Source organism: Stenotrophomonas sp. YJH_SMC_106-19 (assembly GCF_059368375.1).
In genome coordinates this window covers 878,185-904,610 of the sequence record NZ_JCAFRQ010000001.1, presented here as the reverse complement: position 1 = coordinate 904,610, position 26,426 = coordinate 878,185, and the positions used below count along the sequence as shown (strand labels likewise).

The 26,426-nt window shown below is 68.6% G+C and carries 22 protein-coding genes; 17 read left to right on the top strand and 5 right to left on the bottom strand.

The window, feature by feature from the left end; all coding sequences use genetic code 11:
- Positions 1–9 precede the first annotated feature (9 nt).
- The 8 genes from AC5P5M_RS04025 (at position 10) to tkt (ending at position 10,484) form a co-directional block, all read left to right on the top strand.
- Positions 10–1,035: an AAA family ATPase gene (locus tag AC5P5M_RS04025; RefSeq protein WP_180875905.1), complete on the top strand. Its 1,026-nt coding sequence runs from the start codon at positions 10–12 to the stop codon at positions 1,033–1,035.
- Between the two features lie 8 nt (positions 1,036–1,043).
- Complete coding sequence (locus AC5P5M_RS04020) at positions 1,044–1,973, top strand: DUF58 domain-containing protein (protein WP_053518463.1); 930 nt, start codon at positions 1,044–1,046, stop codon at positions 1,971–1,973.
- Positions 1,970–2,419: a DUF4381 family protein gene (locus AC5P5M_RS04015; protein WP_283219114.1), complete on the top strand. Its 450-nt coding sequence runs from the start codon at positions 1,970–1,972 to the stop codon at positions 2,417–2,419. Before AC5P5M_RS04020 ends, AC5P5M_RS04015 begins: the two co-directional genes overlap by 4 nt.
- Positions 2,416–3,420, top strand: a complete 1,005-nt coding sequence (locus tag AC5P5M_RS04010; RefSeq protein ID WP_111186771.1) for a vWA domain-containing protein — start codon at positions 2,416–2,418, stop codon at positions 3,418–3,420. Before AC5P5M_RS04015 ends, AC5P5M_RS04010 begins: the two co-directional genes overlap by 4 nt.
- Positions 3,417–5,216 (top strand): tetratricopeptide repeat protein, encoded by a 1,800-nt coding sequence (locus tag AC5P5M_RS04005; RefSeq protein ID WP_495205586.1) that lies wholly within the window; start codon positions 3,417–3,419, stop codon positions 5,214–5,216. Before AC5P5M_RS04010 ends, AC5P5M_RS04005 begins: the two co-directional genes overlap by 4 nt.
- On the top strand, positions 5,213–6,907 hold the full coding sequence (locus tag AC5P5M_RS04000) for a BatD family protein (protein WP_495205585.1): 1,695 nt from the start codon (positions 5,213–5,215) through the stop codon (positions 6,905–6,907). The genes AC5P5M_RS04005 and AC5P5M_RS04000 overlap by 4 nt, the downstream gene beginning before the upstream one ends.
- 57 nt (positions 6,908–6,964) lie before the next feature.
- Positions 6,965–8,284, top strand: a complete 1,320-nt coding sequence (locus AC5P5M_RS03995; protein WP_053518469.1) for a dicarboxylate/amino acid:cation symporter — start codon at positions 6,965–6,967, stop codon at positions 8,282–8,284.
- Between the two features lie 202 nt (positions 8,285–8,486).
- A complete protein-coding gene (gene tkt / locus AC5P5M_RS03990; RefSeq protein ID WP_053518470.1) occupies positions 8,487–10,484 on the top strand; it encodes a transketolase in 1,998 nt (665 codons plus the stop codon).
- 118 nt (positions 10,485–10,602) lie between these two features.
- Here tkt and AC5P5M_RS03985 read toward each other — a convergent pair whose 3' ends face one another.
- Entirely contained in the window at positions 10,603–12,555 is a 1,953-nt protein-coding gene (locus tag AC5P5M_RS03985; protein WP_065175748.1) for an acetyl-CoA hydrolase/transferase C-terminal domain-containing protein, read from the bottom strand.
- A 32-nt stretch (positions 12,556–12,587) separates the two neighbouring features.
- Positions 12,588–13,145 (bottom strand): flavin reductase family protein, encoded by a 558-nt coding sequence (locus AC5P5M_RS03980; protein WP_164150916.1) that lies wholly within the window; start codon positions 13,143–13,145, stop codon positions 12,588–12,590.
- Positions 13,146–13,266: 121 nt separating this feature from the next.
- Between AC5P5M_RS03980 and AC5P5M_RS03975 the strand changes: the two genes are divergently transcribed.
- From AC5P5M_RS03975 to AC5P5M_RS03965, 3 genes are read left to right on the top strand one after another with little or no spacing between them, the layout of a single operon-like run.
- Positions 13,267–13,632, top strand: coding sequence for a BlaI/MecI/CopY family transcriptional regulator (locus AC5P5M_RS03975; protein ID WP_065181668.1), 366 nt, complete (start codon positions 13,267–13,269; stop codon positions 13,630–13,632).
- The gene (locus tag AC5P5M_RS03970; RefSeq protein WP_476340575.1) at positions 13,625–14,878 is read left to right on the top strand and encodes a M56 family metallopeptidase; all 1,254 of its coding nucleotides are present in this window, start codon (positions 13,625–13,627) and stop codon (positions 14,876–14,878) included. The genes AC5P5M_RS03975 and AC5P5M_RS03970 overlap by 8 nt, the downstream gene beginning before the upstream one ends.
- Positions 14,875–15,435: a hypothetical protein gene (locus tag AC5P5M_RS03965; protein WP_495205584.1), complete on the top strand. Its 561-nt coding sequence runs from the start codon at positions 14,875–14,877 to the stop codon at positions 15,433–15,435. The genes AC5P5M_RS03970 and AC5P5M_RS03965 overlap by 4 nt, the downstream gene beginning before the upstream one ends.
- A gap of 55 nt (positions 15,436–15,490) precedes the next feature.
- On the opposite strand, the gene AC5P5M_RS03960 is transcribed toward AC5P5M_RS03965, so the two are convergent.
- Positions 15,491–16,291: an MBL fold metallo-hydrolase gene (locus AC5P5M_RS03960; RefSeq protein ID WP_053518482.1), complete on the bottom strand. Its 801-nt coding sequence runs from the start codon at positions 16,289–16,291 to the stop codon at positions 15,491–15,493.
- A gap of 11 nt (positions 16,292–16,302) precedes the next feature.
- Positions 16,303–17,121, bottom strand: coding sequence for a S1/P1 nuclease (locus AC5P5M_RS03955; protein ID WP_065175752.1), 819 nt, complete (start codon positions 17,119–17,121; stop codon positions 16,303–16,305).
- A gap of 114 nt (positions 17,122–17,235) precedes the next feature.
- Here AC5P5M_RS03955 and AC5P5M_RS03950 point away from each other — a divergent pair, with 114 nt between their 5' ends.
- Positions 17,236–18,360, top strand: coding sequence for a GGDEF domain-containing protein (locus AC5P5M_RS03950; RefSeq protein WP_053518485.1), 1,125 nt, complete (start codon positions 17,236–17,238; stop codon positions 18,358–18,360).
- 97 nt (positions 18,361–18,457) lie between these two features.
- Here AC5P5M_RS03950 and AC5P5M_RS03945 read toward each other — a convergent pair whose 3' ends face one another.
- Positions 18,458–19,087: an OmpW/AlkL family protein gene (locus AC5P5M_RS03945; protein ID WP_495205583.1), complete on the bottom strand. Its 630-nt coding sequence runs from the start codon at positions 19,085–19,087 to the stop codon at positions 18,458–18,460.
- A gap of 192 nt (positions 19,088–19,279) precedes the next feature.
- Between AC5P5M_RS03945 and gap the strand changes: the two genes are divergently transcribed.
- The 5 genes from gap (at position 19,280) to AC5P5M_RS03920 (ending at position 26,421) form a co-directional block, all read left to right on the top strand.
- The gene (gene gap, locus AC5P5M_RS03940) at positions 19,280–20,284 is read left to right on the top strand and encodes a type I glyceraldehyde-3-phosphate dehydrogenase (protein ID WP_053518489.1); all 1,005 of its coding nucleotides are present in this window, start codon (positions 19,280–19,282) and stop codon (positions 20,282–20,284) included.
- A gap of 127 nt (positions 20,285–20,411) precedes the next feature.
- A complete protein-coding gene (locus AC5P5M_RS03935) occupies positions 20,412–23,069 on the top strand; it encodes a DUF2339 domain-containing protein (protein WP_495205582.1) in 2,658 nt (885 codons plus the stop codon).
- A complete protein-coding gene (locus AC5P5M_RS03930; RefSeq protein ID WP_495205581.1) occupies positions 23,066–24,439 on the top strand; it encodes a DUF3999 domain-containing protein in 1,374 nt (457 codons plus the stop codon). The genes AC5P5M_RS03935 and AC5P5M_RS03930 overlap by 4 nt, the downstream gene beginning before the upstream one ends.
- A gap of 123 nt (positions 24,440–24,562) precedes the next feature.
- Positions 24,563–25,738 carry a phosphoglycerate kinase gene (locus AC5P5M_RS03925; RefSeq protein WP_053518495.1) on the top strand — a complete coding sequence of 392 codons (1,176 nt, stop codon included), beginning with the start codon at positions 24,563–24,565 and terminating at the stop codon, positions 25,736–25,738.
- Positions 25,735–26,421 carry an HAD hydrolase-like protein gene (locus AC5P5M_RS03920; RefSeq protein WP_495205580.1) on the top strand — a complete coding sequence of 229 codons (687 nt, stop codon included), beginning with the start codon at positions 25,735–25,737 and terminating at the stop codon, positions 26,419–26,421. The genes AC5P5M_RS03925 and AC5P5M_RS03920 overlap by 4 nt, the downstream gene beginning before the upstream one ends.
- The last annotated feature ends 5 nt before the right edge of the window (positions 26,422–26,426 follow it).

The following is a 26,426-nucleotide window of genomic DNA, read 5'->3' as shown; positions in this document are numbered from 1 at the left end:
AAGGCCCTCATGAACCTGCCCCCGCCGATGCCCGAATCTGCAATGCCGGCTGCCACGCCGGCCACGTCCCGCCTGCACGCGGCGTTCAACACGTTGCGCGAGGCGCTGTCGGCCGAGATCGTCGGCCAGGCCGCCCTGGTCGAGCGCCTGCTGATCGCGCTGCTGGCCGATGGCCATCTGCTCGTGGAGGGCGCGCCCGGGTTGGCCAAGACCACCGCCATCCGCGCCCTGGCAGCGCGCCTGGAGGCCGATTTCGCGCGCGTGCAGTTCACCCCGGACCTGTTGCCTGCCGATCTGACCGGTACCGAGATCTGGCGCCCGCAGGAAGGCCGTTTCGAATTCGTGCCGGGCCCGATCTTCCATCCGATCCTGCTGGCCGATGAAATCAATCGTGCACCGGCCAAGGTGCAGTCGGCGCTGCTGGAAGCGATGGGCGAGCGCCAGGTCACCGTGGGTCGCCACACCTATGCGTTGCCCTCGTTGTTCCTGGTGATGGCCACGCAGAACCCGATCGAGCAGGAGGGCACGTTCCCGTTGCCCGAAGCGCAGCTGGACCGCTTCCTGATGCATGTGCGCATCGGTTATCCGGACCAGACGGCCGAGGCGGAAATCCTGCGGCTGGCGCGCGAACGTGCGCGCGGCGCGCTGGGTGAAGCCCCGGCGGCCCCGGAGAAAATGCCGATGCAGGATGTCTTCCAGGCGCGTCGCCAGGTACTGGACCTGCACATGGCACCGGCCCTGGAACGCTACCTGGTGGAGCTGGTGCTGGCCTCCCGCGATCCGGCCCGCTACGACCCCGCGCTGGGCCGTCGCATCGCGTGGGGCGCAAGCCCGCGCGGTTCGATCGCGCTGGAGCGTTGCGCGCGTGCGCGCGCATGGTTGGCCGGCCGTGACTTCGTCACCCCTGATGACGTGCGTGCGGTGGCTGCGGACGTGCTGCGCCACCGCGTGCTGCCGAGCTACGAGGCGACCGCCGAAGGCTGGGATGGCGAACGGCTGGTGCAGGAGCTGCTGGCCCGGGTGCCGGCACCCTGAGCCTGCGCATGACCGATACATCCCAGGAGCATGGAGTGTCCGCCAGCGAAGGCGATGGACTGCGCCCGCAGCTGGCCGAGCTGGTGGCGCTGCGCCGTCTGGCCCAGCGTCCGCCGCCGCCCCGTCGCGGCCGCGCCGGCAATGCGGGGCAGGCACCGTCGCCGCTGCGCGGGCGCGGCATGGAGTACGCGGAATCGCGCGAGTACGTCGCCGGTGACGATGCCCGTCATATCGACTGGCGCGTGACCGCGCGCACCGGTCGTGCCCATACCAAGCTGTTCCAGGCCGAACGCGAACGGGTCAGTCTGATCGTGGCCGATACCTCACCCGCGCTGTACTTCGGCACCCGCGTGCGTTTCAAGTCGGTGCAGGCTGCGCGTGCCGGTGCAGTCGCCGCCTGGTCGGCGCAGCGCCGCGGCGACCGCATCGGTGCGCTGCGCGGCAGTGACCGCGAAGCGCCGGTAGCGCCAGCCGGCGGACCACGTGGCGTGCTGCGCGTGCTCGACGCGCTGACTCGCTGGTATGCGCAACCTCCGGCCGATGATCTGGGTCTGGAGCGCGCGCTGGACCACGCGGCGCGCGTTCTGCGTCCGGGTGCACGGCTGCTGGTGCTGGCCGACCCGCAGCAGGCCATCCGCATTGCGCCGGCGCGATGGGGAGCGCTGGCCCAGCATCACGACCTCAGCCTGGTGCTGCTGGTCGATCCGCTGGAGCTGCAGCCGCCGTCGGCGCCCCTGCAGTTCCTTGCCGCCCAGCAGCGCATCGGACTGGATCTGCGCCGCGGCGACGTGCAGGCGCAGTGGCATGCGCATTTCGTTGAACCGCTGCAGGAACTGCAGCGCCAGCTGGGGGCACGCCGCATCGATGTGCAGGTGCTGAGCAGTGATGCGGCCAGCGATGCCTGGCTGGCGCCGGCGCCTACCGAGGTACCCGCATGAGCACAGCGCTGCCCCTGCGCGATGTGCAGCTGCCACCGGCACCGTCGTGGTGGCCACCGGCCCCCGGCTATCTGATGATCGGGGCGGTTCTGCTGCTGGCGCTGCTGATCCTCGCCCTGCTGTGGTGGCGTCGCCGTCGGCGTCAGCAGCGCTGGTTGCAGGCGTTTGATCGCGAGCTGGCGGGCGCGACCGATGCCGCCGCTGAGGTGGCGGCCATTGCGGGCCTGCTGCGCCGTGCCGCGCGTCAGGCACGGCCGGGCAGCGAAGCGTTGCATGACCACGCCTGGTGGCAGCGGGTGGATCCGCAGGCGACGTTGCCGGCGGCGCAGCGCGATCTGCTTGCCGAGGGCGCGTACCGGCCGCAGGTGGATGCGGCCGATGTCGCAGTGCTGCGCCGCTGGGCACGCGGACGTTACCTGGCGATGCTGCAGGAGCGGCGCCGATGAGTGCGCTGGCGAGTTACTGGCCCTGGCCGGACCTGCAGCTGGCCTGGCCATTGGCGCTGTTGGCGGTGCCGTTGCCGTTGCTGATGCTGGCCTGGAAGCGCCGTGCCGCCCCCGGCGCTGCGCTGCGCGTGCCCTATGCCGCGACCGAACTGGAGGCCCTGGCCGGAGCGGGTCGTATCGATGCGCACAGGTGGCGTGCGCTGCTGCTGTGGCTGGGCTGGATCGCGCTGTGCGTGGCGCTGGCGCGGCCGCAGCAGTTGGGCGAGGCGATCACACCGCCGCAGCAGGGGCGCCAGATGATGCTGGCGATGGACGTGTCCGGCAGCATGGGCGAGGCCGACATGGTGCTCGGCGGTCAGGCCGTCGATCGGCTGACCGCCGCCAAGGCCGTGCTGGCCGACTTTCTTGACCGTCGTGCAGGCGATCGCATCGGCCTGCTGATCTTTGGTGATCGGGCCTATACGCTGACCCCGCTCACTGCCGACCTGGCCAGCGTCCGCGACCAGCTGCGCGACAGCGTGGTCGGCCTGGCCGGGCGCGAGACCGCCATCGGCGATGCCATCGGCCTTGCAGTCAAGCGCCTGCGCAGCCAGCCCGAGGGCCAGCGTGTGCTGATCCTGCTCACCGATGGCGTCAGCAATGCAGGCGTGCTGGAACCGCTGCGTGCGGCGGAGGTAGCGCGTGCCGAGGGCGTGCGCATCCACACCGTCGCCTTTGGCGGCGATGGCAGCATGCGCTTTCTCGGAATTCCGATTTCCGCCGACCAGGACCCGGTGGACGAGGCGACGCTCAGGCAGATCGCCCGGATGACCGGCGGCCAGTTCTTCCGCGCCCGCGACACTGCCGAGCTTGCAGGCATCTATGCCGAGCTGGACCGGCTGGAGCCCATCGCGGAGAAGGGGCCGGCCCTGCGCCCGCGCGATGAGCGTTATCCCTGGCCGCTGGGCGTGGCGCTGCTGCTCGGTGCGCTTGCGTGGGCATGGCCGGAGCGTCGTCGATGATCGCCCTGGCATCCCATCTGCCGGACTGGAACGCGCTGCATTTCCTGCGGCCTGACTGGCTGTGGGCGTTGGCCGCGCTGCCGTTGATCGTGGCCGTAGCGGTGTATCGACAGCGCCGCAGCGATGCATGGCGGCAGGCGGTCGATGCCCATCTGCTGCCCCATCTGCTGGCGTCGGGGCCGCGCCGTCGCATGCGCCTGCCGTGGGCGCAGCTGCTGGGCTGGACGCTGGCGTGCCTGGCCCTGGCCGGGCCCAGCTGGCGACAGCAGGCGCAGCCGATGTTCCAGGCCAGCGCACCGTTGCTGGTGGTGCTGGACCTGTCCAGCCGGATCACCGCCACCGACCTGCCGCCGTCGCGCCTGCTGCAGGCGCGGGCCAAGATCGGCACCTTGCTGCGCGCCCGCGAGGGCGGCCAGGTTGGGCTGATCGTCTATGCGGACGATGCCTATACCGTCGCTCCGTTGACCGAGGATGCCAGCAATGTCGCGCTCTATCTGGACGCGCTGTCGCCGGATGTCATGCCGCGCGATGGCCAGCGTGCCGATCGTGGCATCGATTGGGCGACACGGCTGATGCGGCAGACCGGCACGCCCCAGGGGCAGATCCTGGTGGTCACCGACCAGGCTGACGATGAGGCCGAACTCGCTGCTTCGCAGGCCCGCAGCCTGGGGCTGCAGGTGTCGGTGCTGGGTCTGGGAACTCCGGGCGGTGCCGCGTACCGCGACAGCAGCGGCCAGATCCGCCAGGCCGCGCTGGACGAAGGCCGCCTGCGCGCCGTGGCGACGGCCGGCGGCGGCCGCTATGTGCGGATCGCCGCCGATGACCGCGACCTGCGCGCGCTGGGTGTGCTCGATGCCCGTGAGGGCACAGCGCTGCAGCGGCCGGGTACCGGTCACCAATGGCGCGACGAAGGCTTCTGGTTGCTGCCGCCGTTGATGCTGCTTGCGTTGCTGGCGTTCCGACGGCGTGCGCTGCTGGCTGCCGTGCTGGCGGTCGGCCTGTTGCCGTGGACGGACGGCGCGCAGGCGCAGGCACAGACGCGGCCGGTGCAGGGCACGCTGTGGAAGCGGGCGGACCAGGTGCAGCATCAGCGTCTGGCCGAAGGCGTACAGGCCTACCGCCAGGGTGACTTCGCACGTGCCCGGCAGCAGTTCGAAGGGCTCGACACCGCGGCCGGCTGGTACAACCTCGGCAATGTGCTGGCCCGCCAGGGCCAGTACGACGATGCCATAGCCGCCTACGATCGCGCACTGGCCCTGCAGCCGGGGATGGCCGACGCGGTGGCCAACCGGGCTGTTGTCGATGCTGCACGCAAGCGCAAGCCGCCGGGTGGCCAGCGGCAGAACCCGGGACAGCAGAATCCGCCCCGGAAGCCGTCCTCGACGCCGCAGGATCAGCAGGGCCAGCCACAGCAGGGCCAGCCGTCGGGGCAGGGACAGCCGCAGGCGCCCTCGCAGCGCCCCCCGCCCTCAGACGCCGGCGCCCAGCCGCAACCGCGGCCCGGTGAGCGTGGTGATCAGGGACCGCCGTCACCGCCCCAGGCCGAGGACGCCCATGCGCAGGCCGAGGCCGACGCGCAGCAGCGACAGCGCATGCAGCAGGCCATCGAACAGGGGCGCGAGGGCCGGGAGAAGAATGATCCGACCGTGGCGGGCGATGACGGCCGCACGCCGCGCCAGCGCGAGGAACAACAGGCGGTGGACGCCTGGATGCGGCGCGTGCCGGATGATCCGGGCGCGTTGCTGCGTGCCAAGTTCCAGCTGGAAAACGAACGCAGGAAGAGGGAAGGGCGATGAACATGCACGGCCTACGCCGGTGTGCGGCAATGCTGCTGCTGTGGCTGCCATTGATGGCCTGGGCAGAGCCGCGGGCATGGCTGGACCGCGATCGCATCGCGATGGGGGATACGGTCACCCTCAACGTGCAGAGTGATGCCGGTGCGCCGGACTTCACGCCGCTGCGCGGTGACTTCGATCTCAGTGGGCAGACCAGCAGCCGCCAGGTGGAGTGGAGCAACGGCAGCATGCAGCAACGCAGTCTGTATGGCGTGGCGCTGACACCGCGACGCAGTGGCGCGCTGACGATCCCGGCCCTGCAGGTGGGTACTGCGCAGACCGCACCGCTGACGTTGCAGGTGGACGCCGCCGCCCCGGTCACCGCTGCCAACGGTGCGGCGATGGCGTTCATCCAGACAGATGTCGACGATGACACGCCCTACGTGCAGCAGAGCGTGGGCGTGGTCGTGCGCCTGTTCTTCGCCTCGCAGCTGGCCTCCGGCGAGCTCATCGTGGATACGCCCGCCGGTGCCTCGCTGCAGCGGGTGGGCGACGACCGCACCGACGTGAGGCAGGTCAATGGACGCCGCTACAACGTGGTCGAGCGCCGCTTCCTGCTGATTCCCGAGCGCAGCGGGACACTGCGCCTGGCCGGCGCGCGCTTCAACGGCCGCAGCGCAGGCGGCTTCTTCGATGACTTTTTCGGAGGGGGCGATGGCCGCATGAACGCCACCGGCGCCGACCGCACGCTGCAGGTGCAGGCACAGCCGGTGCAGGCGCCGCAGCCGTGGCTGCCGTTGCAGGGCCTGCAGTTGCGCTATACCAGCGCGCCGAGTACTGCGCGTACCGGCGAGGCCGCCACCATCGTGGTCGAAGCGATCGCCGAAGGTGCCACCCGTGCCCAGTTCACCGACCTTCCGGTTCCGGACCTCGGCACGGCGGCGCAGGTGTTCGCCGAACCGGCGCAGTACGAAGAGACCTTCAATGGCAGCACCCCGCGGTTGAAGATCACCCGTCGTTACTCCGTCGTGCCCCGCCAGCCGGGTCCGCTGCAGGTGCCGGGGCCGAGGGTGTCATGGTGGAACGTGCGCGACGGCAGCGCGCAGCAGGCACGACTGCCGGACCTGGCACTGACGGTCAGCGCCGGTACGGGCACTGCCGCGCCCGCCCCGCCGCCGCCGATCGACACCGATGCAGCGCTGCCCGACGACGACACGCGCATTGCGGCCACCGATCCGATCGCCTCGGGGACGCCGAGCCAGCCCTGGCCCTGGATTGCCGCGGTGATCGGCCTGGCGCTGCTGTGGCTGCTGACCCTGCTGTGGGGCTGGCAGCGCGGACGCGGCGGGCCGTCCATGCGCGGTGCCACTCGCCCGCCGGGGCCGCCGTCCGGGCCGGAAGCCAGCGAAGGACGCGGCAGCGTCGCCGAACTGCGCCGGGTGCTGGACGGCGAGGGCTTCGACCAGGTCGAAGCGCAGCTGTGCGCGATGGCAGGTGTACCGCGGCTGGAGCAGGTCATCGCCAGGCTGGGTGATCCGATCCAGCGCCGAGTGCTGCAGGACCTCCAGCAGGTGCGATGGGGCGGGCAGGGAGAGCCGGCACCGCTGCGTGTGCGGTTGCGCGAGGCCTTCCGTGACGGACCACACTGGTCGGGTACCGCCCGCGGCACCGACACTGGGCTGGCGCCGCTGTATCCGCAGCGCCGAACCTGAACCGGCGCCGCTTGCGCGCTTTGTTAGAGTGCATTCATTTTTCGAGGAAACCTGCGTATGACAGCAGCTGCCGCCGGCAAGAAGACGTTGCCCCTGCACTGGAAGATGGGCATCGGCTTCGCGATCGGCCTGATCCTGGGACTGACCGTGCACGCCCTGGGTGGCAGCGTCGATGGTCTGCAGACCGGTGCCAAGTGGGTCATGGACTACATCACCACGCCTGCATCGGGGCTGTTCCTCAACCTGATCTTCATGCTGATCGTGCCGTTGATCTTCTCGGCGCTGATCATGGGCGTGTCGGAGATGGGCGACATCCGCGCCCTCGGCCGCATCGGCTGGAAGACGCTGGCCTATACCGTGCTGCTGTCCGGCATCGCCGTGGCCATCGGCCTGGTGCTGGTCAACCTGCTCAAGCCCGGCGTCGGCGTCGATCCGCAGACCGCCGCGCTGATGCTCTCGGAGAACGCCGAACGCAGCAAGGAGATCGTCGCCGGCATCCATGGCACGCCGAAGGGCATGGACATGCTGCTGTCGATCGTGCCGAGCAACGTGCTGCAGGCGGCCTCCGACAACGGCGCCATCCTCTCGCTGATGTTCTTCGCGCTGATGTTCGGCATCGGCATGGTGCTGACCGATGACGAGAAGGTCGCCCCGCTGCGCCGCGCCATCGAAGGCGTGTTCGAAATCTCGATGACCCTGATCAACCTGGTCATCCGCCTGGCACCGTATGCGGTGGCCTGCTTCATGTTCAACCTGGCCGCGCTGTTCGGTTTCGAGCTGATCATCCGCCTGGGCGCCTACGTGGGCGTGGTGGTGCTGGCACTGGGCCTGCACATGGTGGTGACCTACGGCGCCGCCGTGTGGCTGTCGGGCCGTTCGCCGCTGTCGTTCTTCCGCGATACCCAGGAAGCGACGGTGATGGCCTTCTCCACCGCCTCCAGCAACGCCACCCTGCCGACCGCGCTGCGCGTGGCCGACCAGATGGGCCTGCCGCAGCGCGTGTCCCGCTTCGTGCTGACCGTGGGCGCCACCGCCAACCAGAACGGCACGGCGCTGTTCGAGGGCGTGACGGTGATCTTCCTGGCCCAGTTCTTCGGCGTGGACCTGAGCATCGGCCAGCAGATCATGGTGATGGCGGTGTGCATCCTGGGGGGCATCGGTACCGCGGGCGTGCCGTCGGGTTCGCTGCCGGTGGTGGCGATGATCTGCGCCATGGTGGGGGTCAACCCGCTGGGGATCGGCCTGATCCTGGGCGTGAACCATTTCCTGGACATGTGCCGCACGGCGCTGAACGTGACCGGCGATCTGGCGCTGACCACCCTGGTGGCCAAGGGCGAGGGCCACGACGGCCCGGCGCTGGTTCCCGACCGCGACTGAGTCCTGGCGACCTGATCGGGGTCGGATTCCTTTCCGCACGGAAAGGGCTCCGACCCCTTTTCACATGCGGAATCCGGCGGAGATCACGACGTTGCCGGCCAGCGCCCGCACGACCGGGCAAGTGGAACTGACCCCCACCCGGTGACTATGGGACAATAGGTCGCCCGCACGTCCGCGGCCGCCTCCCGATTCCGACAGAACCATGACGCAGCCTACCCGTCGCCAGTTGGCCAACGCCATCCGCTTCCTTGCCGCCGATGCGGTTGAAACCGCAAAGTCCGGCCACCCCGGCATGCCCATGGGCATGGCCGACATCGCCGAAGTGCTCTGGAACGACTACCTTCGCCACAACCCGAGCAATCCGCACTGGTTCAACCGCGACCGTTTCGTGCTGTCCAACGGCCACGGCTCGATGCTGCAGTACGCGCTGCTGCACCTGAGCGGTTACGACCTGCCGATCGAGCAGCTCAAGCTGTTCCGCCAGCTTGGCAGCCACACCGCCGGTCACCCGGAGCGCCATGAAACCCCCGGCGTGGAAACCACCACCGGCCCGCTGGGCCAGGGTTTCGCCAATGCCGTGGGCTTCGCCCTGGCCGAGAAGCTGCTGGCGCAGCGCTTCAACCGTCCGGAACTGGAAGTGGTCGACCATCGCACCTGGGTGTTCATGGGCGATGGCTGCCTGATGGAAGGCGTCTCGCATGAAGCCGCTTCGCTGGCCGGCACCTGGGGCCTGCACAAGCTGGTCTGCTTCTGGGACAACAACCACATCTCCATTGATGGCAACGTCGAAGGCTGGTTCACCGACAACACGCCGGAGCGTTTCGAGGCCTATGGCTGGAACGTGGTCCGCGATGTCGATGGTCACGACCCGGAGAGCATCAAGGCCGGCATCGAGGCCGCGCTGTCGCAGAGCGACAAGCCGACCCTGATCTGCTGCCGCACCACGATCGGCTTTGGTTCGCCGAACAAGGCCGGCAAGGAATCCAGCCACGGTGCTCCGCTGGGCAAGGACGAGCTGGAAGCCACCCGCAAGCAGCTGGGCTGGGAGTACGGCCCGTTTGAAATCCCGCAGGCCATCTACGATGGCTGGCGCGCCAACGGTGCCGGCACCCTGCGCCAGGCCGAATGGGAACAGCTGTTCGACAAGTATGCGGCCCAGTATCCGGCCGAAGCCGCTGAACTGACCCGTCGTTCGCACGGCGAACTGCCGGCCGACTTCGTTGCCCAGGCCGACGCGTACATCGCCAAGGTCGCGGCTGAAGGCCCGACGATCGCCTCGCGCAAGGCCTCGCAGCTGGCCATCGAGGCCTTCGCGCCGCTGCTGCCGGAAATCGTCGGCGGCTCGGCCGACCTGGCGCACTCCAACCTGACCCTGTGGAAGGGCAGCACCTCGGTCGCCAGCGACGACGCCAACGCCAACTACGTGTACTACGGCGTGCGCGAGTTCGGCATGACCGCGATCGCCAACGGCCTGGCGCTGCATGGCGGCTTCATTCCGTTCGATGCCACCTTCCTGGTGTTCAGCGATTACGCCCGCAACGGCGTTCGCATGAGCGCGCTGATCCCGGCCCATGCCATCCACGTCTACACCCACGATTCGATCGGCCTGGGCGAAGACGGTCCGACCCACCAGCCGGTGGAGCATCTGGCCTCGCTGCGCTACATCCCGAACAACGACGTGTGGCGCCCGTGCGATGCCGTCGAGTCGGCGGTGAGCTGGAAGGCGGCGATCACCCGCCAGGACGGCCCGAGCTGCCTGGTGTTCAGCCGTCAGAACCTGCCGCACCAGCCACGGAGCGCCGAGCAGATCGCGCAGATCGAGCGTGGCGGCTACGTGCTGGCCGACGCTGCCGGTACCCCGGACGTGATCCTGATCGCCACCGGTTCGGAAGTCTCGCTGGCCACGGAAGCGAAAGCCCAGCTGGACGCGGCCGGCCTCAAGACCCGCGTGGTCTCGATGCCGTCCACCGATGTGTTCCTGCGCCAGGATGCGGCATATCGTGAATCGGTGCTGCCGAACGCCGTGCGCAAGCGCGTGGCGGTGGAAGCCGGCGTCACTGGTTTCTGGCGCCAGTTCGTCGGCCTGGACGGTGCGGTGATCGGTATCGACACCTTCGGTGCCTCGGCCCCGGCCGACCAGCTGTACAAGCACTTCGGCATCACCGCCGCGCACGTGGTGGACGCCGCCAAGGCGCTGTAAGCAGCATCGCGATGTGATGCAGGGAAGGCCGGCGCAAGCCGGCCTTTCCTTTTGGGCTGGCGCCGGGCCATGCCCGGCGGATCGGCTGCTCGCCGGGCATGGCCCGGCGCTACCGGCTTCAGGCCGTGCGTGCCAGCGCCAGCCGCAGCAGGCGCGCGTCCAGCCGCTCGTTGAAGTCCTTCGGTGACTGCAGGCCCATGCGCTGCAGGTACACCGCATCGCCATCGCCGGCCGGTTGCCGCAGTGCCGCCCACACCGTGCGCAGCGTGTCGCCACGCGTCTGCGTGTTGGCCTTCAACCAGCCCAGCGCCTTGACCAGTACCTGCTCGATCTCATTGAAGTCGCTGCCCAGCGGGTAGTCGGGCAGAGTGCCGTCGGAACGGAAGGGTGCCAGCGCTGCGGCCAGGGCCTGCGGGGTATTGCGCTGCAGCCGCTGCGGATCGGGCTGCGTCGTGGCCAGCAGCTTGCGCGCGGCCTGTGCCTGCTGCAGCAGGCCCTGCTGGAACGGCGCCTCGGTGATCGCCGCCATCGCCTGCACGCAGTCCTCGTCGGTCAACCCGCGCAGGTCGGCGATGCCGTACTCGTCCAGGTAGATATCACGCAGATGGCGGGGAATGGTGGTGTGGCCATAATTCCAGCGCACGTTCGATTCGCGATGGCCCTTGTCATCGCGCGCGGCGCGGAACATCAGCACGCTGCGTGCTTCCGGCAGGGCATGGGCCATCGCCACGAAGTTGTACTGGCCGCCGACGCCGGACACCACGCGGCCATCGTCCAGGGCATCGGAGACCGCCGCACCCAGCGCAGTGGCCATCATGCAGGAATTGAAGAAGCGTGCATGGCGGCGCTGCAGGCGCTCCAGCGTCTCGTTGCCGCCGTAAAGCTGGTTGATCTCACTGATGCGGCGCATGCCGATGGCGCGACGTTCATCCGCCGGCAGCTCGCGCAGCCACTGGTAGAACTCCGGCGAGCCCAGGTAGAACGCGCCATGCAGGTATTCGCCTTCGGCGGCCAGCGTGGCATGGTCGATGGACAGCGTGCTGCCGTTCTCGATGCGCTGCATCAGCGCCAGGTCGTCATGCACCTTGCGCTTGATCACGCCGGTCTGAACCAGCCGCCGGAAGCCCTCGTTGAGCATCTCGCTGCAGCCGTACAGGCCGATCTCGAACGGCTCCAGGCCGCCGATTTCCTGTACCAGCGGATGCCGCGCAAGCTGCGGGTCCAGCGCGTGCAGCACGCGCCGGTAGCGCGCGTTGTCGGTATGCCGCAGCACCAGTGCATGGCTGAGTGCATCGGCCAGCGTGCCGATGCCGATCTGCAGCGTGCCGCCATCGCGCACCAGGGTGCTGGCATACAGGCCGATCGCATAGTCGGCGTCGGCGACCGGCTGCCGCGGCAGGCCGAACAGCGCCGGATACGGCGGCGGCGGGGTGATGACCAGATCGAAGAAGGACACATCGACCGTGGCGGTGCCGCCCAGGTAAGGCAGCTGCGGATCGATCTCGGCCACCATCAGCGGACGCGGCAGGCCGCGTGCGGCGATTGCATCGAGTGTGTCCTGGGTGATGTCGTTGTTGCAGGACAACGAGAGGCGGCGATCGTCCGGGCGCATCGCCACCTTCTGCACGATCACCTGCGGCGCGCGCTGGGCCACCGCATCTGCGGCATGGGTGTAGTTGAGGCTGGTGTAGCTGGACTGCGCCTGCCGGGAACCGAGCAGGGCGCCGGACTGCATGTAGAACTCCTCCACCTGCACATGGGCGGGCAGTGCGTCACGGGCGATCGCGTCGGCGTAGGCCAGGCGGGGGAAATCCTCGCCGAAATGGCGCTGCGCGAAGGGGCCCAGGAAGCGGGCCTCCAAGCCGCTGCCCCGCACCTTCGGCGGATTCAACGACAGCGCAGTGTAGAGCTGGAGGGGGTGCGAGGGATCGTTCTCGACCCGTGCATACAGTGCATTGAGCAACCGGTGTGGCTTGCCCAGCGCCAGCGGTGCTCCGATCCGCAGCGGCCCTTCCACGCGCGCGAACAGCCAATCGACGGCGGCGTCCAGGTCGGTGAGGTGTTCGGTCATCCGGGGCAGTCCTGCGTAAGGGGGTTCCGGCATTACAGCATGTCGGGCTTGAACCGCCGTCGACGCGAGACTTCCGCACCGGCCACCATGAAGCGGCCGTCGCCGCGGTAGTGCACGGTGCGCGGTAGTTTCGGCCGTTGCGCGACGTGGGCACGCACGATCTCCCAGATGAAAAGGTTGCTGGTCTCGACCTGGCTGTCGTCGTACAGGCGGCACTCGAAGCACGAATGGCACTGGCCGACCAACGGCGCGCCGACCTCGCGGGCGGGCAGGGCATCCAGGCCGAAGTGCGCGAACTTGTCGACCTCCCGCCCGCTGCAGTTGCCGATGTCCACTACGGTATCGAGCAGCTCCACGCCCGGCACATTGATCACGCATTCGCCGCTGCCCCGCGCCAGCGCGAAGCTGTGGTTCTCGTTCCACAGATAGGTCGCCACCAGTGATGGCGAGAAGCCCATCACCATGTGCCAGCCCATCGTCATCAGGTTGCGCTGGCCACGCCATGCGGTGCTGACCAGCACGATCGGGCCGGGTTCGAGGAAGCGGCGGGCCTGTTCGACGGGGAAATCCTTCTTGGGCAGCGGTTTCATGCGCACTCCGGGACCGGAAGGGCCGATGCTGGGCCAGGGCGCATGAAGTGCAGGTCGATGGAAGGCTTGACAGCGGCTTTGATTACGTGCGTAATCGAATTGTCGATTACGGGCGTAAACAATGAATCCGATCAGTGAAGCCGAGGCGGTCGTGATGGAAGTGCTGTGGCAGCAGGCGCCCCGCGGTGCCGATGAGGTGGTTGCCGCACTGGCCCACCGGGACTGGGCCGAACCGACCATCAAGACGCTGCTCAACCGCCTGCTGACCAAGGGCGCGATCGCTGCCGAACGCGAAGGCCGCCGCTATCTGTATCGGCCACTGCTGCAGCGCGAAGCTTGGGTCGCGGCTCAGAGCCAGGACTTTCTGGGCAGAGTGTTCGAAGGACGGGTGGCGCCATTGGTTGCCCATTTCAGCGAACGCGGCCAGCTCAGCGCGCAGGACATCGCCGAACTGAAGAAGCTGATCCAGGAGCTGGACCATGAGTGAGGTGCTCGACAGCGTGTGGCGGGCCAGCGTGTGGCTGGCGCTGGCGGTGATCCTCCTGGCGGCGATGCGGCCGCTGCTGCTGCGGCTGGGAGGGCCCTCGCTGGCCTATCGCAGCTGGTGGTTGTTGCCCCTGCTGCTGGCAGGCCTGTTGCTGCCGTTGCCTGCGCTGCCCCTGCTGCAGCATGTGCCGACCCTGCCCCTGAACGTGATGCCTGTCGCGCCGGAGGGCGAGCCCACCCAGGTCATGCGCTGGCCGAAATGGTTGCTGCTGGCCTGGATGCTTGGCGTGGCGATCAGTCTGCTGCGCAGCCTGCGTGCGCAGCAGCGCTTCGAACGTATCCTGGGCCGTCTGCAAGCGCGTGCCGACGGCAGCTGGCAGGCCAGTGCCGATCCCGGTCTGCCGGCCCTGGTCGGCCTGTGGCGGCCGCGCATCGTGGTCGGCCCCGATTTCGACCAGCAGTTCGATGCACGCGAGCAGGGGTTGATCCTGGCACATGAACGCAGCCATCGCCGCAATGGCGATCACTGGGCGAACGGCGCGTTGCTGCTGGTACGCGCAGCGTTCTGGTTCCATCCGCTGATGCCATGGGCAACACGCAGGTTCCTGCGCGACCAGGAACTGGCCTGCGATGCCCGCACCATTGCCACGCAGCCTGCGCTGCGCGGACTTTACGCCAGCACGCTGCTGAAGGCGCAGCTGGTTCACCCGGTTGCGCCGGCAGTGTGTCACTGGCGCAGCCAACCCGTGTTGAAGGAGCGAATCGCCATGTTGAAGCAGTCCAAGCGGAAGGCATTGCCGTGGGTGTCCGGGCAGGTGCTGGTGGTCGGGGTGTGCGCGGGCCTGGCCACGGTGGCGTGGGCAAGCCAGCTCGGGATGGCCGGCGTGTCGTCGATCGGCGTCGAGCCCGCCGAGTACGCGCAGGCCGATGCCGCTGCGGCCGGCCTGCAGCGTTCTGCGCAGGTCGAGAGGATGGCACCGCCGAAGTATCCGGAGTCTGCGTTCCAGCAGGGCCTGACCGGCGTCGTCACCTTGAAGGTCGAGATCGACGCAGAGGGCAGGCCGACCGACGTACAGGTGCTCAGTGCCACCAATCCCGGTGTGTTCGATGCGGTGTCGGTCACGGCCGCCAAGGGCTGGACCTTCCGGCCGGCCCTGAAGGATGGGCGTCCGGTGGCTTCCGCCGTGCGCATTCCGCTGACGTTCTCCATGAGTGAGGACGAGAGGGAAGCGGAGCGCGCGCGGTGAGGCAGGCCGCGCTGCTGTTGGCCACGCTGCTGGCCGGCTGTGCCACCCAGGAACGACTCGGCGCGGTTGACACCCGCAGCGAGAGTGTCGGCCATCAGCGGTTGCAGCCCACAGCGGCGGGCGGCAGCGGTCAGGTGCAGGCCTATGCGCTGGCAGCGGGCGAAGGCTATCGGATGCCGCAGCTGTATGCGGCGCCTGATCCGAAGGTGGGCGACCGCGATCCGCGTACCGAACTGGCGCCCACCACCATCTGCCTGCAGGTAGTGGTCGATGCCGAAGGCGTGGTCGAGCGCAGCCTGCCGCTGACCGACCGCCCCGAGTGCGCCGCCGGCGCTGCAGCGGAGAACGCGCCGCTGCTGCAGGCGGCGCAGGAGGCGGTGGCGATGTGGAAGTACAGCGCTGCCGCGGTCTGCCACTACCCGGTCGGCAAGGTCCCAGCCGACCGCGGCGACTGCGGGAGCGCCGAGCGCATCGAGCCGGTGCCGGTCAGCCTGCTGTACGCCTTCACCTTCGAGATCGTGAAGGGCCGGCAGACGGTCCGCACGCAGGGAAAATGATCACGCGTGATGCCGGGTAGCGCCGGGCCATGCCCGGCCAGCACGGCGGCGTCGATCAGGCGCCGCCCTGGATGTTGGCCTTCACCGCCGGTTGCATCAGCGCCGGCTCGGCCAGCGTGGCGTCGCGGGCCTGGCGCACGCTGACGAAGTCGGCTTCGGCCACGCCGTCATGCACGTGGATGTTGCGCGCGCGCTGCTCGCCGATGGTGGTCTCGTTGGCGATGTCGCGGCCGCCCGGGCCATAGTCGTGGCAGACGAACACGCGGGTGGACTCGGGCAGCGCCAGCAGGCGCTGGATCGAGCGGTACAGCTGCGCCGCATCGCCGCCGGGGAAATCGCAGCGGGCGGTACCGCCGTCGGGCATGAACAGCGAATCGCCCGTAAACAGTGCGTCGCCGATCAGGTAGGCGATGCTGTCGCTGGTGTGGCCGGGCACGGCGATGACCTGGCCGCGCACTTCGCCCAGCGTGAAGGTCTCGCCGTCGGCGAACAGGTGGTCGAAGATGTCGTCTGCGGCAGGAAGCTGCAGGCCGAACCGCGGCGCAAAGGTCGCCTGCACGGCGCGGATGCCTTCACCGATGGCCAGCGTGGCGTGAGGGAAACGCTGCTTGAGCCGCCGCCCGGCCGACACATGGTCGGCGTGGGCGTGGGTCTCCAGCAGCCACCTCAGCCGCAGCCCCTGCTGCTCGATCGCGTGCAGTGCCGGCTGGACCGGCGACTCGCTGCTGGCATCGGTGTCCGGGTCGTAGTCCAGGACCGGATCGATCAGCGCAGCCTCGCCGCTGGCCGGGTCGCTGACCAGGTAGCTGAAGGTATTGCTGTCACGATGGAAGAACGACTGGACCTGGACCGGCATCGGCAACCTCCTCAGCGTGCGGCGAGCACGCGGTTCAGCAGCTGCGCCAGATTCTCGCCGGCCAGCCGCAGCTGCGCTTCCGCCACCGGGCGGTAGCGCGCGGTGTATTCATCGCCGATCTTACGCGAGGCTGGATAAACGCCGGCTTGCATCGAAATGCGGCAGCTGGCTTCAGCCCACGCCTGCGGATCGCGCTGCGGATTGGACTGGCGCGCCAGTTTCGGCGCCGGCAGCGACCGCAGCACCGGCAGATAGCCGTTGTCGTCCAGCTTGCGGGTGTTGAGCATGCCGCTGTCCCACAGCGAATGGAGGTTGGTGCCGCGGTTGCCGTACTGCAGCTGGAAGTCGTTGCCGCCCTTGTCGTGACCGTAGCCGGCATGCATTGGCTGGTGGATGTCGCCGACCAGATGCACCACGAACTTCAGGGCCTGCAGCCGCTCGCCGTCGGTCAGGCTGCGATCGCCGAGGATCGCGCTCTGCGCCTTCAGCGCTTCGACGATGCAGTTGCCGTTGGTGCAGTGCCTGGGCGCTTCGTAGTGGCAGCCGTCTTCGGCGATGTTGACGTAATGCCAGCCGGCGGAACGGCGGCCGAGGCCCGGGTCCTTGGCACGCAGCTGGTCGGCCCAGGGCGCCACGCTGGCGAGGGTGGCACCGGGTTCGGTGGCCAGCAGGCGGTCGACTTCGGCGCGTGCAGCGGGCGAGAGGCGGGAATCCGCTACCTCAGCGACAAGGCGATGACCTTGCGCGCCCCAGGCATGGGCAGGGGCGGAGGCGGACAGCAGAGCCGGCGCGATCGCGGCGGCGAGGAACAGGGAATGCAGGGCTTTCATGCCGGCATTCTAGCGGGGCGGCGGCCGGACGCGTTTGATCCAGCATGGCCGCTCGCCACGCGCCCTTGATGCGCGGACCGTTACGGTGGCGCGGCCACGGGCGGGGACATCGCGATGAGCATCACGGACCGGCGCATCACGGCAATACATGCGGACGACGGCTTTGCCCGCGCGTTCGATGAACAGGTGGTCTGGCGGATGCGCTGGGCCTGTGCCGTTGCCGGCATCTTTTCAATCGGCTTTGCCGTGCTGGACCATTTCTGGCTTCCGCCGGATGTGCATGCACAGGTGCTGCGCTGGCGGCTCGGGCTGCTGCTGCCGGTACTGCTGGTGGCGGTAGCACTCACCTTCGTCCCGGCGTTCCGCCGCCATCTGCAATGGCTGGGGGGCGGTGCTGTGCTGATCAGCGGGCTGGCGCTGGTGACGATGATCTGGACGGCGCATCGCGCCGGCGTGGATTATCCCTATGAAGGCGTCAGCCTGTTCCTGCTGCTGAACTACTTCTTGTGTGGCCTGCGCTTCGGCGTCGCCACGCTGACCGGAACCCTGATCGCATCGGCGTTCGTGCTGGCGGAGCTGCAGGTCGGCCGGCACTGGGCGCAGATGCTGCAGAGCGTGACGTTCGTGCTGGCCAGCAACCTGGCTGGCATCTTCGGTAGTTACATCCTGGAAAGGCAGGCGCGTGCAACCTGGCGCGCCGAGCAGCGGCTGGATGCACTGGCCAACCACGACGGATTGACCGGATTGCTCAACCGGCGCGCATTCGATCGTCGCGCCAACCAGATCTTCCAGCGTTATCTCCGCCGGCCGCACGCGCGTGGCGCCTTGCGCATCGCGATGATCGACATCGACTACTTCAAGCGCTACAACGACCATCATGGTCACCCGGCGGGCGATGCGGTCCTGCATGCGGTGGCGGTGACGCTGGCCGCGCAGCTTCGCGGCGCTGACTCGGTGGTGGCGCGGTACGGCGGTGAGGAGTTCGTGGCGCTGGGGCAGTGGTCGCCAGGCGAGCCGGAAACCGCGCCGTTCGAGCGGATGCGTCAGCAGGTCCAGGCGCTGGCGATCGCCCATGCCGATTCGGACGCCGCGCCGGTGGTGAGCGTCAGTATTGGTGTGGCGCGGTGGCATGACGATGGCGCCGATTCGCTGGAGCAGGCACTGGCGCGTGCGGATGCCGCGCTGTATCGGGCCAAGGCGTCCGGGCGCAATCGGGTGGAGGTGGCCACCGATGGGTAAGCCGAAAAAAGCCCCGGCGATCACCGGGGCAACATGCTGCGGAGGGTTCAGCGGTTGGCCGGAGGGTGGGGCAGGCCCGCCACGCCGGAGGCAGCGCTCAGAACTTGAAGACGTAGGAGGCGCCGTAGACCAGCGGATCGATGTTGACCTTACCGATCTTCTGGCCGTCCAGCTTCACCTTGCTGTCGATGTCGATCCAGCGCATGTCCACGCGCAGCGCGCCCTTCTCGCCGATCGCGAAGTCCACGCCGGCGTGCGCGGCCAGACCCCAGGAGTCCTGCAGCTTCAGCCGGCTGTCCTTGAGCGCGCCCGTGGTGTCTTCGCTGAAGAAGGTCGTGTAGTTCACGCCCGCACCGATGAACGGCGACACCTTGCCCTTGCTGTTGAAGTGGTACTGCACGGTCACCACCGGCGGCAGCTGCTTGGTGCTGCCGACACGGCCGAGGCCGTTGATGTTGATGTCGTGCTTGAACGGCAGTGCCGCCAGCACTTCGATGCCCAGGTTGTCAGCGATGAAATACTCACCGGTGATGGTCGGCTTGACGTCGTTGTCGACGTCGACCTTCAGCGTGCCACCGGCCAGCCAGCCGTTGTTCGACTTCGGTGCCACCTGGTGCACGCCGGCCGAAAGGGTCCAGTCGCCCTTGGACTGGGCCATCGCCGGGGCGGCGGCGAGGGACAGGGCGGCGGCCAGGCTGGCCACGATCAGGGGAGAGGTCTTGCGCATGGGGGTGTTCTCGTTGCGGGGTGGATGGGGCCAGTCTCGGCCTCACGCCGCGCTAACGCTTTGATCCGGATCAAATCCGGCCAGCCCGCCCGCCACCGGCCCGGTCTGGCCGGCGGTGGCCAGGCCGGGCCTGCTAGACTTGTGGGCCCTATCCACCCCGCCGCACCCGTCGCGGCTGCAGGAGCTTGAGAAATGGCAATCAAGGTTGGTATCAACGGTTTCGGTCGCATCGGGCGTAACGTCCTGCGCTCGGCGGTGCTGAACTTCGGCGACGACATCGAAATCGTGGCCATCAACGATCTGCTGGAGCCGGATTACCTGGCCTACATGCTCAAGTACGACTCCGTGCACGGTCGCTTCAAGGCTGACGTGTCGGTGCAGGGCAACGACCTGCTGGTCAACGGCAAGAAGATCCGCCTGACCCAGGAACGCGATCCGGCCAACCTGAAGTGGGACGAAGTGGGCGTGGACGTGGTCATCGAGTCCACCGGTCTGTTCCTGACCAAGGAAACCGCGCAGAAGCACATCGATGCCGGCGCCAAGAAGGTCATCCTCTCCGCCCCGTCCAAGGACGATACGCCGATGTTCGTGTTCGGCGTGAATGACAAGACCTACGCCGGCCAGGCGATCATCTCCAACGCCTCGTGCACCACCAACTGCCTGGCCCCGCTGGCCAAGGTCATCAACGACAAGTGGGGCATCAAGCGTGGCCTGATGACCACCGTGCACGCCGCCACGGCCACCCAGAAGACCGTTGACGGCCCGTCCAACAAGGACTGGCGCGGCGGCCGCGGCATCCTGGAGAACATCATTCCGTCCTCCACCGGTGCGGCCAAGGCGGTCGGCGTGGTCATTCCGGAACTGAACAAGAAGCTCACCGGCATGAGCTTCCGCGTGCCGACCTCGGACGTGTCGGTGGTCGACCTGACCGTCGAGCTGGAAAAGGAAGCCACCTACGCCGAGATCTGCGCCGAAGTGAAGGCACAGAGCGAAGGCGCGCTGAAGGGCATCCTCGGCTACACCGAAGACAAGGTCGTGGCCACCGACTTCCGCGGTGAGACCCACACATCGGTGTTCGATGCCGAAGCCGGCATTGCCCTGGACGGTACCTTCGTCAAGCTCGTGTCGTGGTACGACAACGAGTGGGGCTACTCCAACAAGTGCCTGGAAATGGCCAGGGTCGTCGCCGCCAAGTAAGGCCGGCGAAGATCGCGCACGAACCCCGGCCTGGCCGGGGTTCGTCGTTTGAGGGACCGGCCCTGTCGTAGCATGGGGCGGTCCGACCGCCGCCGCAGGGGCGCGGGATCGCATGGGAAGGCACGCAATGGAAGCACTGATAGCCCTGTTCGTATTGATACTGCTGGCGATTCCGCTGCTGCTGGTGGTCGCGCTGGTGATGATCGCCGGCCTGCGGCGCCGGGTCGCTGCGCTTGAGAGCGCACTGGCCGATGTGTCGCAATCGCCGCGCGCTGCCGCGCCACCGCCCGGGCCCGCCCCCGTTCCGGCAACGGACGCGCCCGCCATGGAGCGACCGCGGGCTGCGGCAGCACCTTCTCCCGTGGCGGCCCATGCGCCGGAATCCTCCGTGCCGGCGCCGCCGCGGCAGGCAGCGCCGCCACCACCACCGCTGCCGGCCACGCCGCCCCCGCCTGCGCCGCCGGTCGAGCCGGCCGGGCCGGGCTTCTTCGAGCGTGGCATCGGCGCCGTCAAACGCTGGTTCACCGAGGGCAACGTGCCGGTCAAGATCGGCATGCTGGTGCTACTGGCCGGTGTTGCCGCGCTGCTGAAGTACGTCAGTGACCAGGGCTGGCTGGTGCTCCCGGTCGAACTCCGGCTGGCGGCCGTCACCGCTGGTGCGCTGGGCCTGCTGGCCTTCGGCTGGCATCAGCGCGAACGCCGGCGCCTGTTCGCGCTGGCCCTGCAGGGCGGCGCCATCGGTGTGCTGCTGCTGACCATCTTCGCGGCATTCAAGCGTTTTGAACTGCTTGCGCCGGGATTTGCGTTCGCCAGTTCGATCGCGCTGGTCGCCGGCCTGTGCGTGCTGGCAGTGCTGCAGAACTCGCGCACCCTGGCGGTGCTGGGCATCCTGGCGGGCTTCATGGCCCCGCTGTGGCTGTCGACCGGCAGTGGCAACCATGTCGGCCTCTTCAGCTACTACGCAGTGCTCAACGCCGGCATCTTCGCCATCGCCTGGTTCCGTCCGTGGCGCGCGCTGAACCTGCTGGGCTTCGCGTTCACCTTCGGTATCGGTACGTTCTGGGGCGTGCTTCAGTACAGGGCCGAGAAGTTCTCCAGCACCGAACCGTTCCTGCTGCTGTTCTTCGCCTTCTATCTGCTGATTCCCCTGCTGTACGCGCGCAGGCAGCCTGCCGGTCGCCGCGATCTGGTCGATGGCAGCCTGGTGTTCGGCACGCCGTTGATCGCCTTCTCGCTGCAGGCGGCGATGCTGCACGAACAGCCGATGACACTGGCACTGTGCGCGCTGGGCCTGGCGGTGATCTACGCGGTGCTGGCGCGTGCCTTGATCGCCCGGGCCTCGTATACGGTGCTGGCGCAGTCGCACGCGGTGCTGGCGGTGGGTTTCGCCACGCTGGCCGTGCCGCTGGCCTTGTCCGCCCGTGCCACCGGTGCGGTGTTCGCGCTGGAAGGTGCCGGGCTGGCCTGGCTCGGTCTGCGCCAGAGGCGCTGGCTGCCACAGGTGTCCGCTGCGCTGCTGCAGATGGCGGCGGCATTCGCCTTCGTGGCAGGTGGCAACCACTGGCACGGGGACGCGCGCCTGCTGCTCAATCCCACCGCGATCGGTGCGCTGCTGCTGGCCGTGGCGGGGTTGGCGTCGGCGTGGAGCTACCAGCGCCGGGCACGTCATGAGATCGCCCTGGTCTACTACCTGTGGGGCCTGCTGTGGTGGCTCGGCGGCTGGGTGCACGAGATCGGTCGTTTCCTCGCGCATGCCTCGCAGGCCGATGCACTGCTGGTGCTGGCGGCGGCGACCGCCTGGCTGGCAGCCGAGGTGCAGCGCCGGCAACCGGCACGTGCGCTGGGGATGACCGCACTGGCGATGCTGGCGATGGCGTTCCCATTGGCATTGGCGCAAAGCCATGCACACCAGCAACCGTTCGCGGGCCACGGCGCCCTGGCATGGGCGCTGTTCGCCGTGCTGGGGGTGCGCACGTTGCTGTGCCTGCGCCAGGGCGGCGACACGGTGGCGCGCATCGCCCAGTTCCTGTGGTGGCTGCTGTGGCCATCGCTGCTTTCGCTGCTGGCCCTGTGGGGAGGCGGCGAGGCTGGCCTGGCACAGGGCTGGACGTTGTTGCTGGTGACGCTGCCCTGGTTGCTGCTGGCCGCCCTGTCACTGTGGCGCTGGGGTTGGCTGCGCTGGCCGCTGGGCCCGGCATTCGATGCCGCACGCGTGCCGCTGCAGTGCGTGCTGTTCGCGCTGCTGGCGACCGGATGGCTGCTGGGCCAGCTGCTGCCGGGCACTGCGGCACCGCTGCCGTGGCTGCCGGTGCTGAACCCGGCCGAGATGGGGCAGTGGCTGAGCCTGTTGCTGCTGGCGCGCTGGCTGTACAGCGATGTGGCACCGCCCGCGCTGCGCAGGCTGCGCCTGCCGGTGCTGGCACTGGCGGGCTTCATCGCCCTGACCAGCCTGGTCCTGCATGGCGTGCACCACTGGGGGGGACTGGCCTGGAGTACGTCGATGGCGCGCTACAGCTTGGCCCAGACCAGCCTGACCGTGCTGTGGAGCGTGCTCGGCGTGATCGCCTGGGTGTGGGGCTCGCGTCGTGGCCAGCGTGTGTTGTGGATGGTCGGCGCGGTGCTGATGGGCGTGGTCCTGGCCAAGCTGGTTCTCATCGATCGCCAGCACCTGGGCAACCTGCTCGGGATCGCATCGTTCATCGCCTATGGCCTGCTGTGTACGGTCGTCGGTTATCTGGCACCGGCGCCACCGGGCGCGGTGCCATCCGTGGAGGAAAACCAATGAGAATGTGGAGCAGGGTGGTGGTGCCGGCGATGCTGGGCCTGTTCGCCACCATGGCCGTACACGCGGCCGACTACCGCACGCAGTACGCCGAGCAGTGGCCGCTGACGCTGTCCAGTGCGCAGTCCGGCGCCTATCGGGTGGTGCTGGAACCGGCGATCTACCGCCGTGCAGGCGCAGCAGACCTGGGTGACCTGCAGGTGTTCAACGCGGCCGGACAGGCCCTGCCGTCGGCATTGCTGGCACCGGACGCGCCGCTGGCACAGCCGCCGGTGCAGCGCGAGCTGCCCTGGTTCGCACTGCCGCCGCTGGCCGATGCACAACGCAACGACCTGCAGTTGCTGACCGAGCGCGATACCGACGGCCGTGTGCGCCGGGTCGAAGCGCGTGTCGGCGCCGGAACGGTGAACGGGCAGGGCGGCTGGCTGATCGATGCCAGCGTGCTCGGCCAGCAGCCGCTGGCGGCGCTGGTGCTGGATTGGGCCGACAGTGGCCAGCCGCTGCAGGCGCAGGTGCAGCTTGATGCCAGCGATGACCTGCAGCATTGGCGCTCCATCGGTCGGGACATTCCGCTGGTGGACCTGCAGCGCGCCGGCAAACGGTTGCTGCAGCGACGCCTGCAGGTTGACGGCAATGCGCGCTATCTGCGCGTGCTGCCGCAGGGCGACGCGCGACTGCCTGCCCTGCATGGCGTGCTCGCCGAGCTTCCGCCGGCACCGGCGACGTTGCCTTGGGAATGGCTGTCACTGACGCCGATAGCGCAGGGCAAGGGCGAATACACATTTGAACTGGACGGCCGTTTCCCGATCGCGCGCGCCGATGTCGCCAGTACCGACAACAGCCTGGTGCAGTGGACGCTGTTCAGCCGCGACGATGAAGGCGCGGAGTGGCAACGACGCAGTGCACCGTGGATCGCCTATCAGCTGCAGCAGGGAACGCAGGCCCCGCGTCAGCAGTCGGCGGCGCAGGTGCTGGGCGATGTTCACCGCGACCGCTACTGGAAGCTGGTGGCAAGCCCGGCGGAGATCGCCGGCGCCCCCACCCTGCGCCTGGGCTACCAGCCGGAAGTGATGGTGTTCCTGAGCCAGGGCGCTGCGCCCTATGCACTGGCGGTGGGCAGCGCGACGGCGCGCCGCGCGGAGGCGCCGATCGGGGTGCTGATCGAGGAACTTCGCCAGCGCAACGATCCGGCCTGGCAGCCGACGCTGGCACGCCTGGAGGGCCGCCCCGAGCCGCTGGCCGGAGACACAGCGCTGGAACCGCAGCGGGACTGGAAGGCCTGGCTGCTGTGGGCGCTGCTGGGCGTGGGGGTCCTGGTCGTAGGCGGTCTGGCGGTCAGCCTGCTCAGGCAGAAGCCTTCGCCTTCGGCGTAGATCCCGACGAATCCCGGCCGCGCATGGAGCGGCGCTGCGGCCGGCGCCATCCGTTCTGCCGCAGCCGATACAATGACGGTCTGCCGAACGCCGGCACCCCGTCCCTGAGCCCAAGAGTTGCCCATGTCCATCGTCCGCATGACCGACCTCGACCTCTCCGGCAAGCGCGTGCTGATCCGCCAGGATCTGAACGTGCCGATCGAGAATGGCCGCATCACTTCCGAACAGCGCATCACCGCTTCGCTGCCGACGCTCAAGCGCGCACTGGAGCAGGGCGCGGCGGTGATGGTCACCTCGCACCTGGGCCGGCCGAAGGAAGGCGTGTGGAGCGAAGCCGATTCGCTGGCACCGGTTGCCGCACGCCTGTCCGAACTGCTGGGTCGCGAGGTGCCGCTGGTACGCGACTGGATCGACGGCGTCGAGGTGCAGCCGGGCCAGCTGGTGCTGCTGGAAAACTGCCGGATGAACGTCGGCGAGGGCAAGGATGACGAAGCCCTGTCGAAGAAGTACGCCGCGCTGTGCGATGTGTTCGTGATGGATGCCTTCGGTACCGCGCACCGCGCGCAGGCGTCCACCCATGGCGTGATCCGTTTCGCCCCGGTCGCCGCGGGTGGCCCGCTGCTGATGGCCGAGCTGGATGCCCTGGCGCAGGCGCTGGACGCACCGGCCAAGCCGCTGCTGGCCATCGTGGCCGGCAGCAAGGTCAGCACCAAGCTGGAACTGCTGGCCAATCTGGTGGGCAAGGTCGACCAGCTGATCGTGGGGGGCGGCATCGCCAACACCTTCATCGCGGCTGCCGGCTACAAGGTCGGCAAGTCGCTGTACGAGCCGGACCTGCTGGACACCGCCCGGAAGATCGTTGCCGACGCCAAGGCGCGCGGGGCCGAGATTCCGCTTCCGGTGGACGTGGTCACGGCCAAGCAGTTCCTGCCCGACGCCATTGCCGAAGTGAAGGCCGTGGATGCGGTCGCCGAAGATGATCTGATCCTGGACATCGGTCCGCAGACCGCTGCCCAGTACGCGCAGCTGATTGCGAATGCCGGCACCGTGGTCTGGAACGGCCCTGTCGGCGTGTTCGAGTTTGAAGCCTTCAGCAAGGGAACCGAAGCGCTGGCGCGTGCCATCGCCACGTCCCCGGCATTCTCCATCGCCGGCGGTGGCGACACCCTGGCAGCGGTCGACAAGTTCGACATCGCCAAGGACGTGAGCTACATCTCCACCGGTGGCGGCGCGTTCCTGGAATTCCTGGAAGGCAAGACCCTGCCGGCCGTGGCCGCGCTCGCCGCGCGCGGCGCATGAACCCGGACGGCACGCAGGCCGGTTCTGCCCACCCGGCACCGGAAGAACGCGCGACGCTCTTCTTCGACCTGGACGGTACGTTGATCGATTCGCAGGTGGGCATCACCACCTGCATCGCTTATGCGCTGCAGAAGATGGAGCATCCGGTGCCGGCGCAGGAAACCCTGCTGGGCTGGATCGGGCCTTCGCTGCGCACCACGTTCGCGCCGCTGTTCATCGAACCGGCGCGGGTGGAGCAGGCCGTCGGGTACTACCGCGAGCGCTTCGATGCCGAGGGCTGGCGCGAGCACACGGTGTACCCCCAGGTGGAGGACGCCCTGCGCACCTTGCATGCGCGTGGCCACCGCCTGGCGGTGGTCACCGCCAAGAACGAGCCGCACGCGCGCCGGATCCTGGCCCATCTGCCCTTCGGCGGATTGTTCGAGGACATCATCGGCTCGACCCTGGATGGTTCGCGCAGCCACAAGCCCGAGCTGGTCGGCGAAGCGCTGCGCCGGCTGCAGGTGTCGCCCACGCAGTGCTGGATGATCGGCGACCGTCGCATGGATATCGAGGGCGCGCGTCACCACGGCCTGCGAAGCATCGGCGTGCTGTGGGGGTTTGGTGGCGAAGCGGAACTCACTGAAGCCGGTGCGGGCCAGCTGGCACGCGAACCGGTCCAGCTGACGACACTGTTGGCCTGATGCCT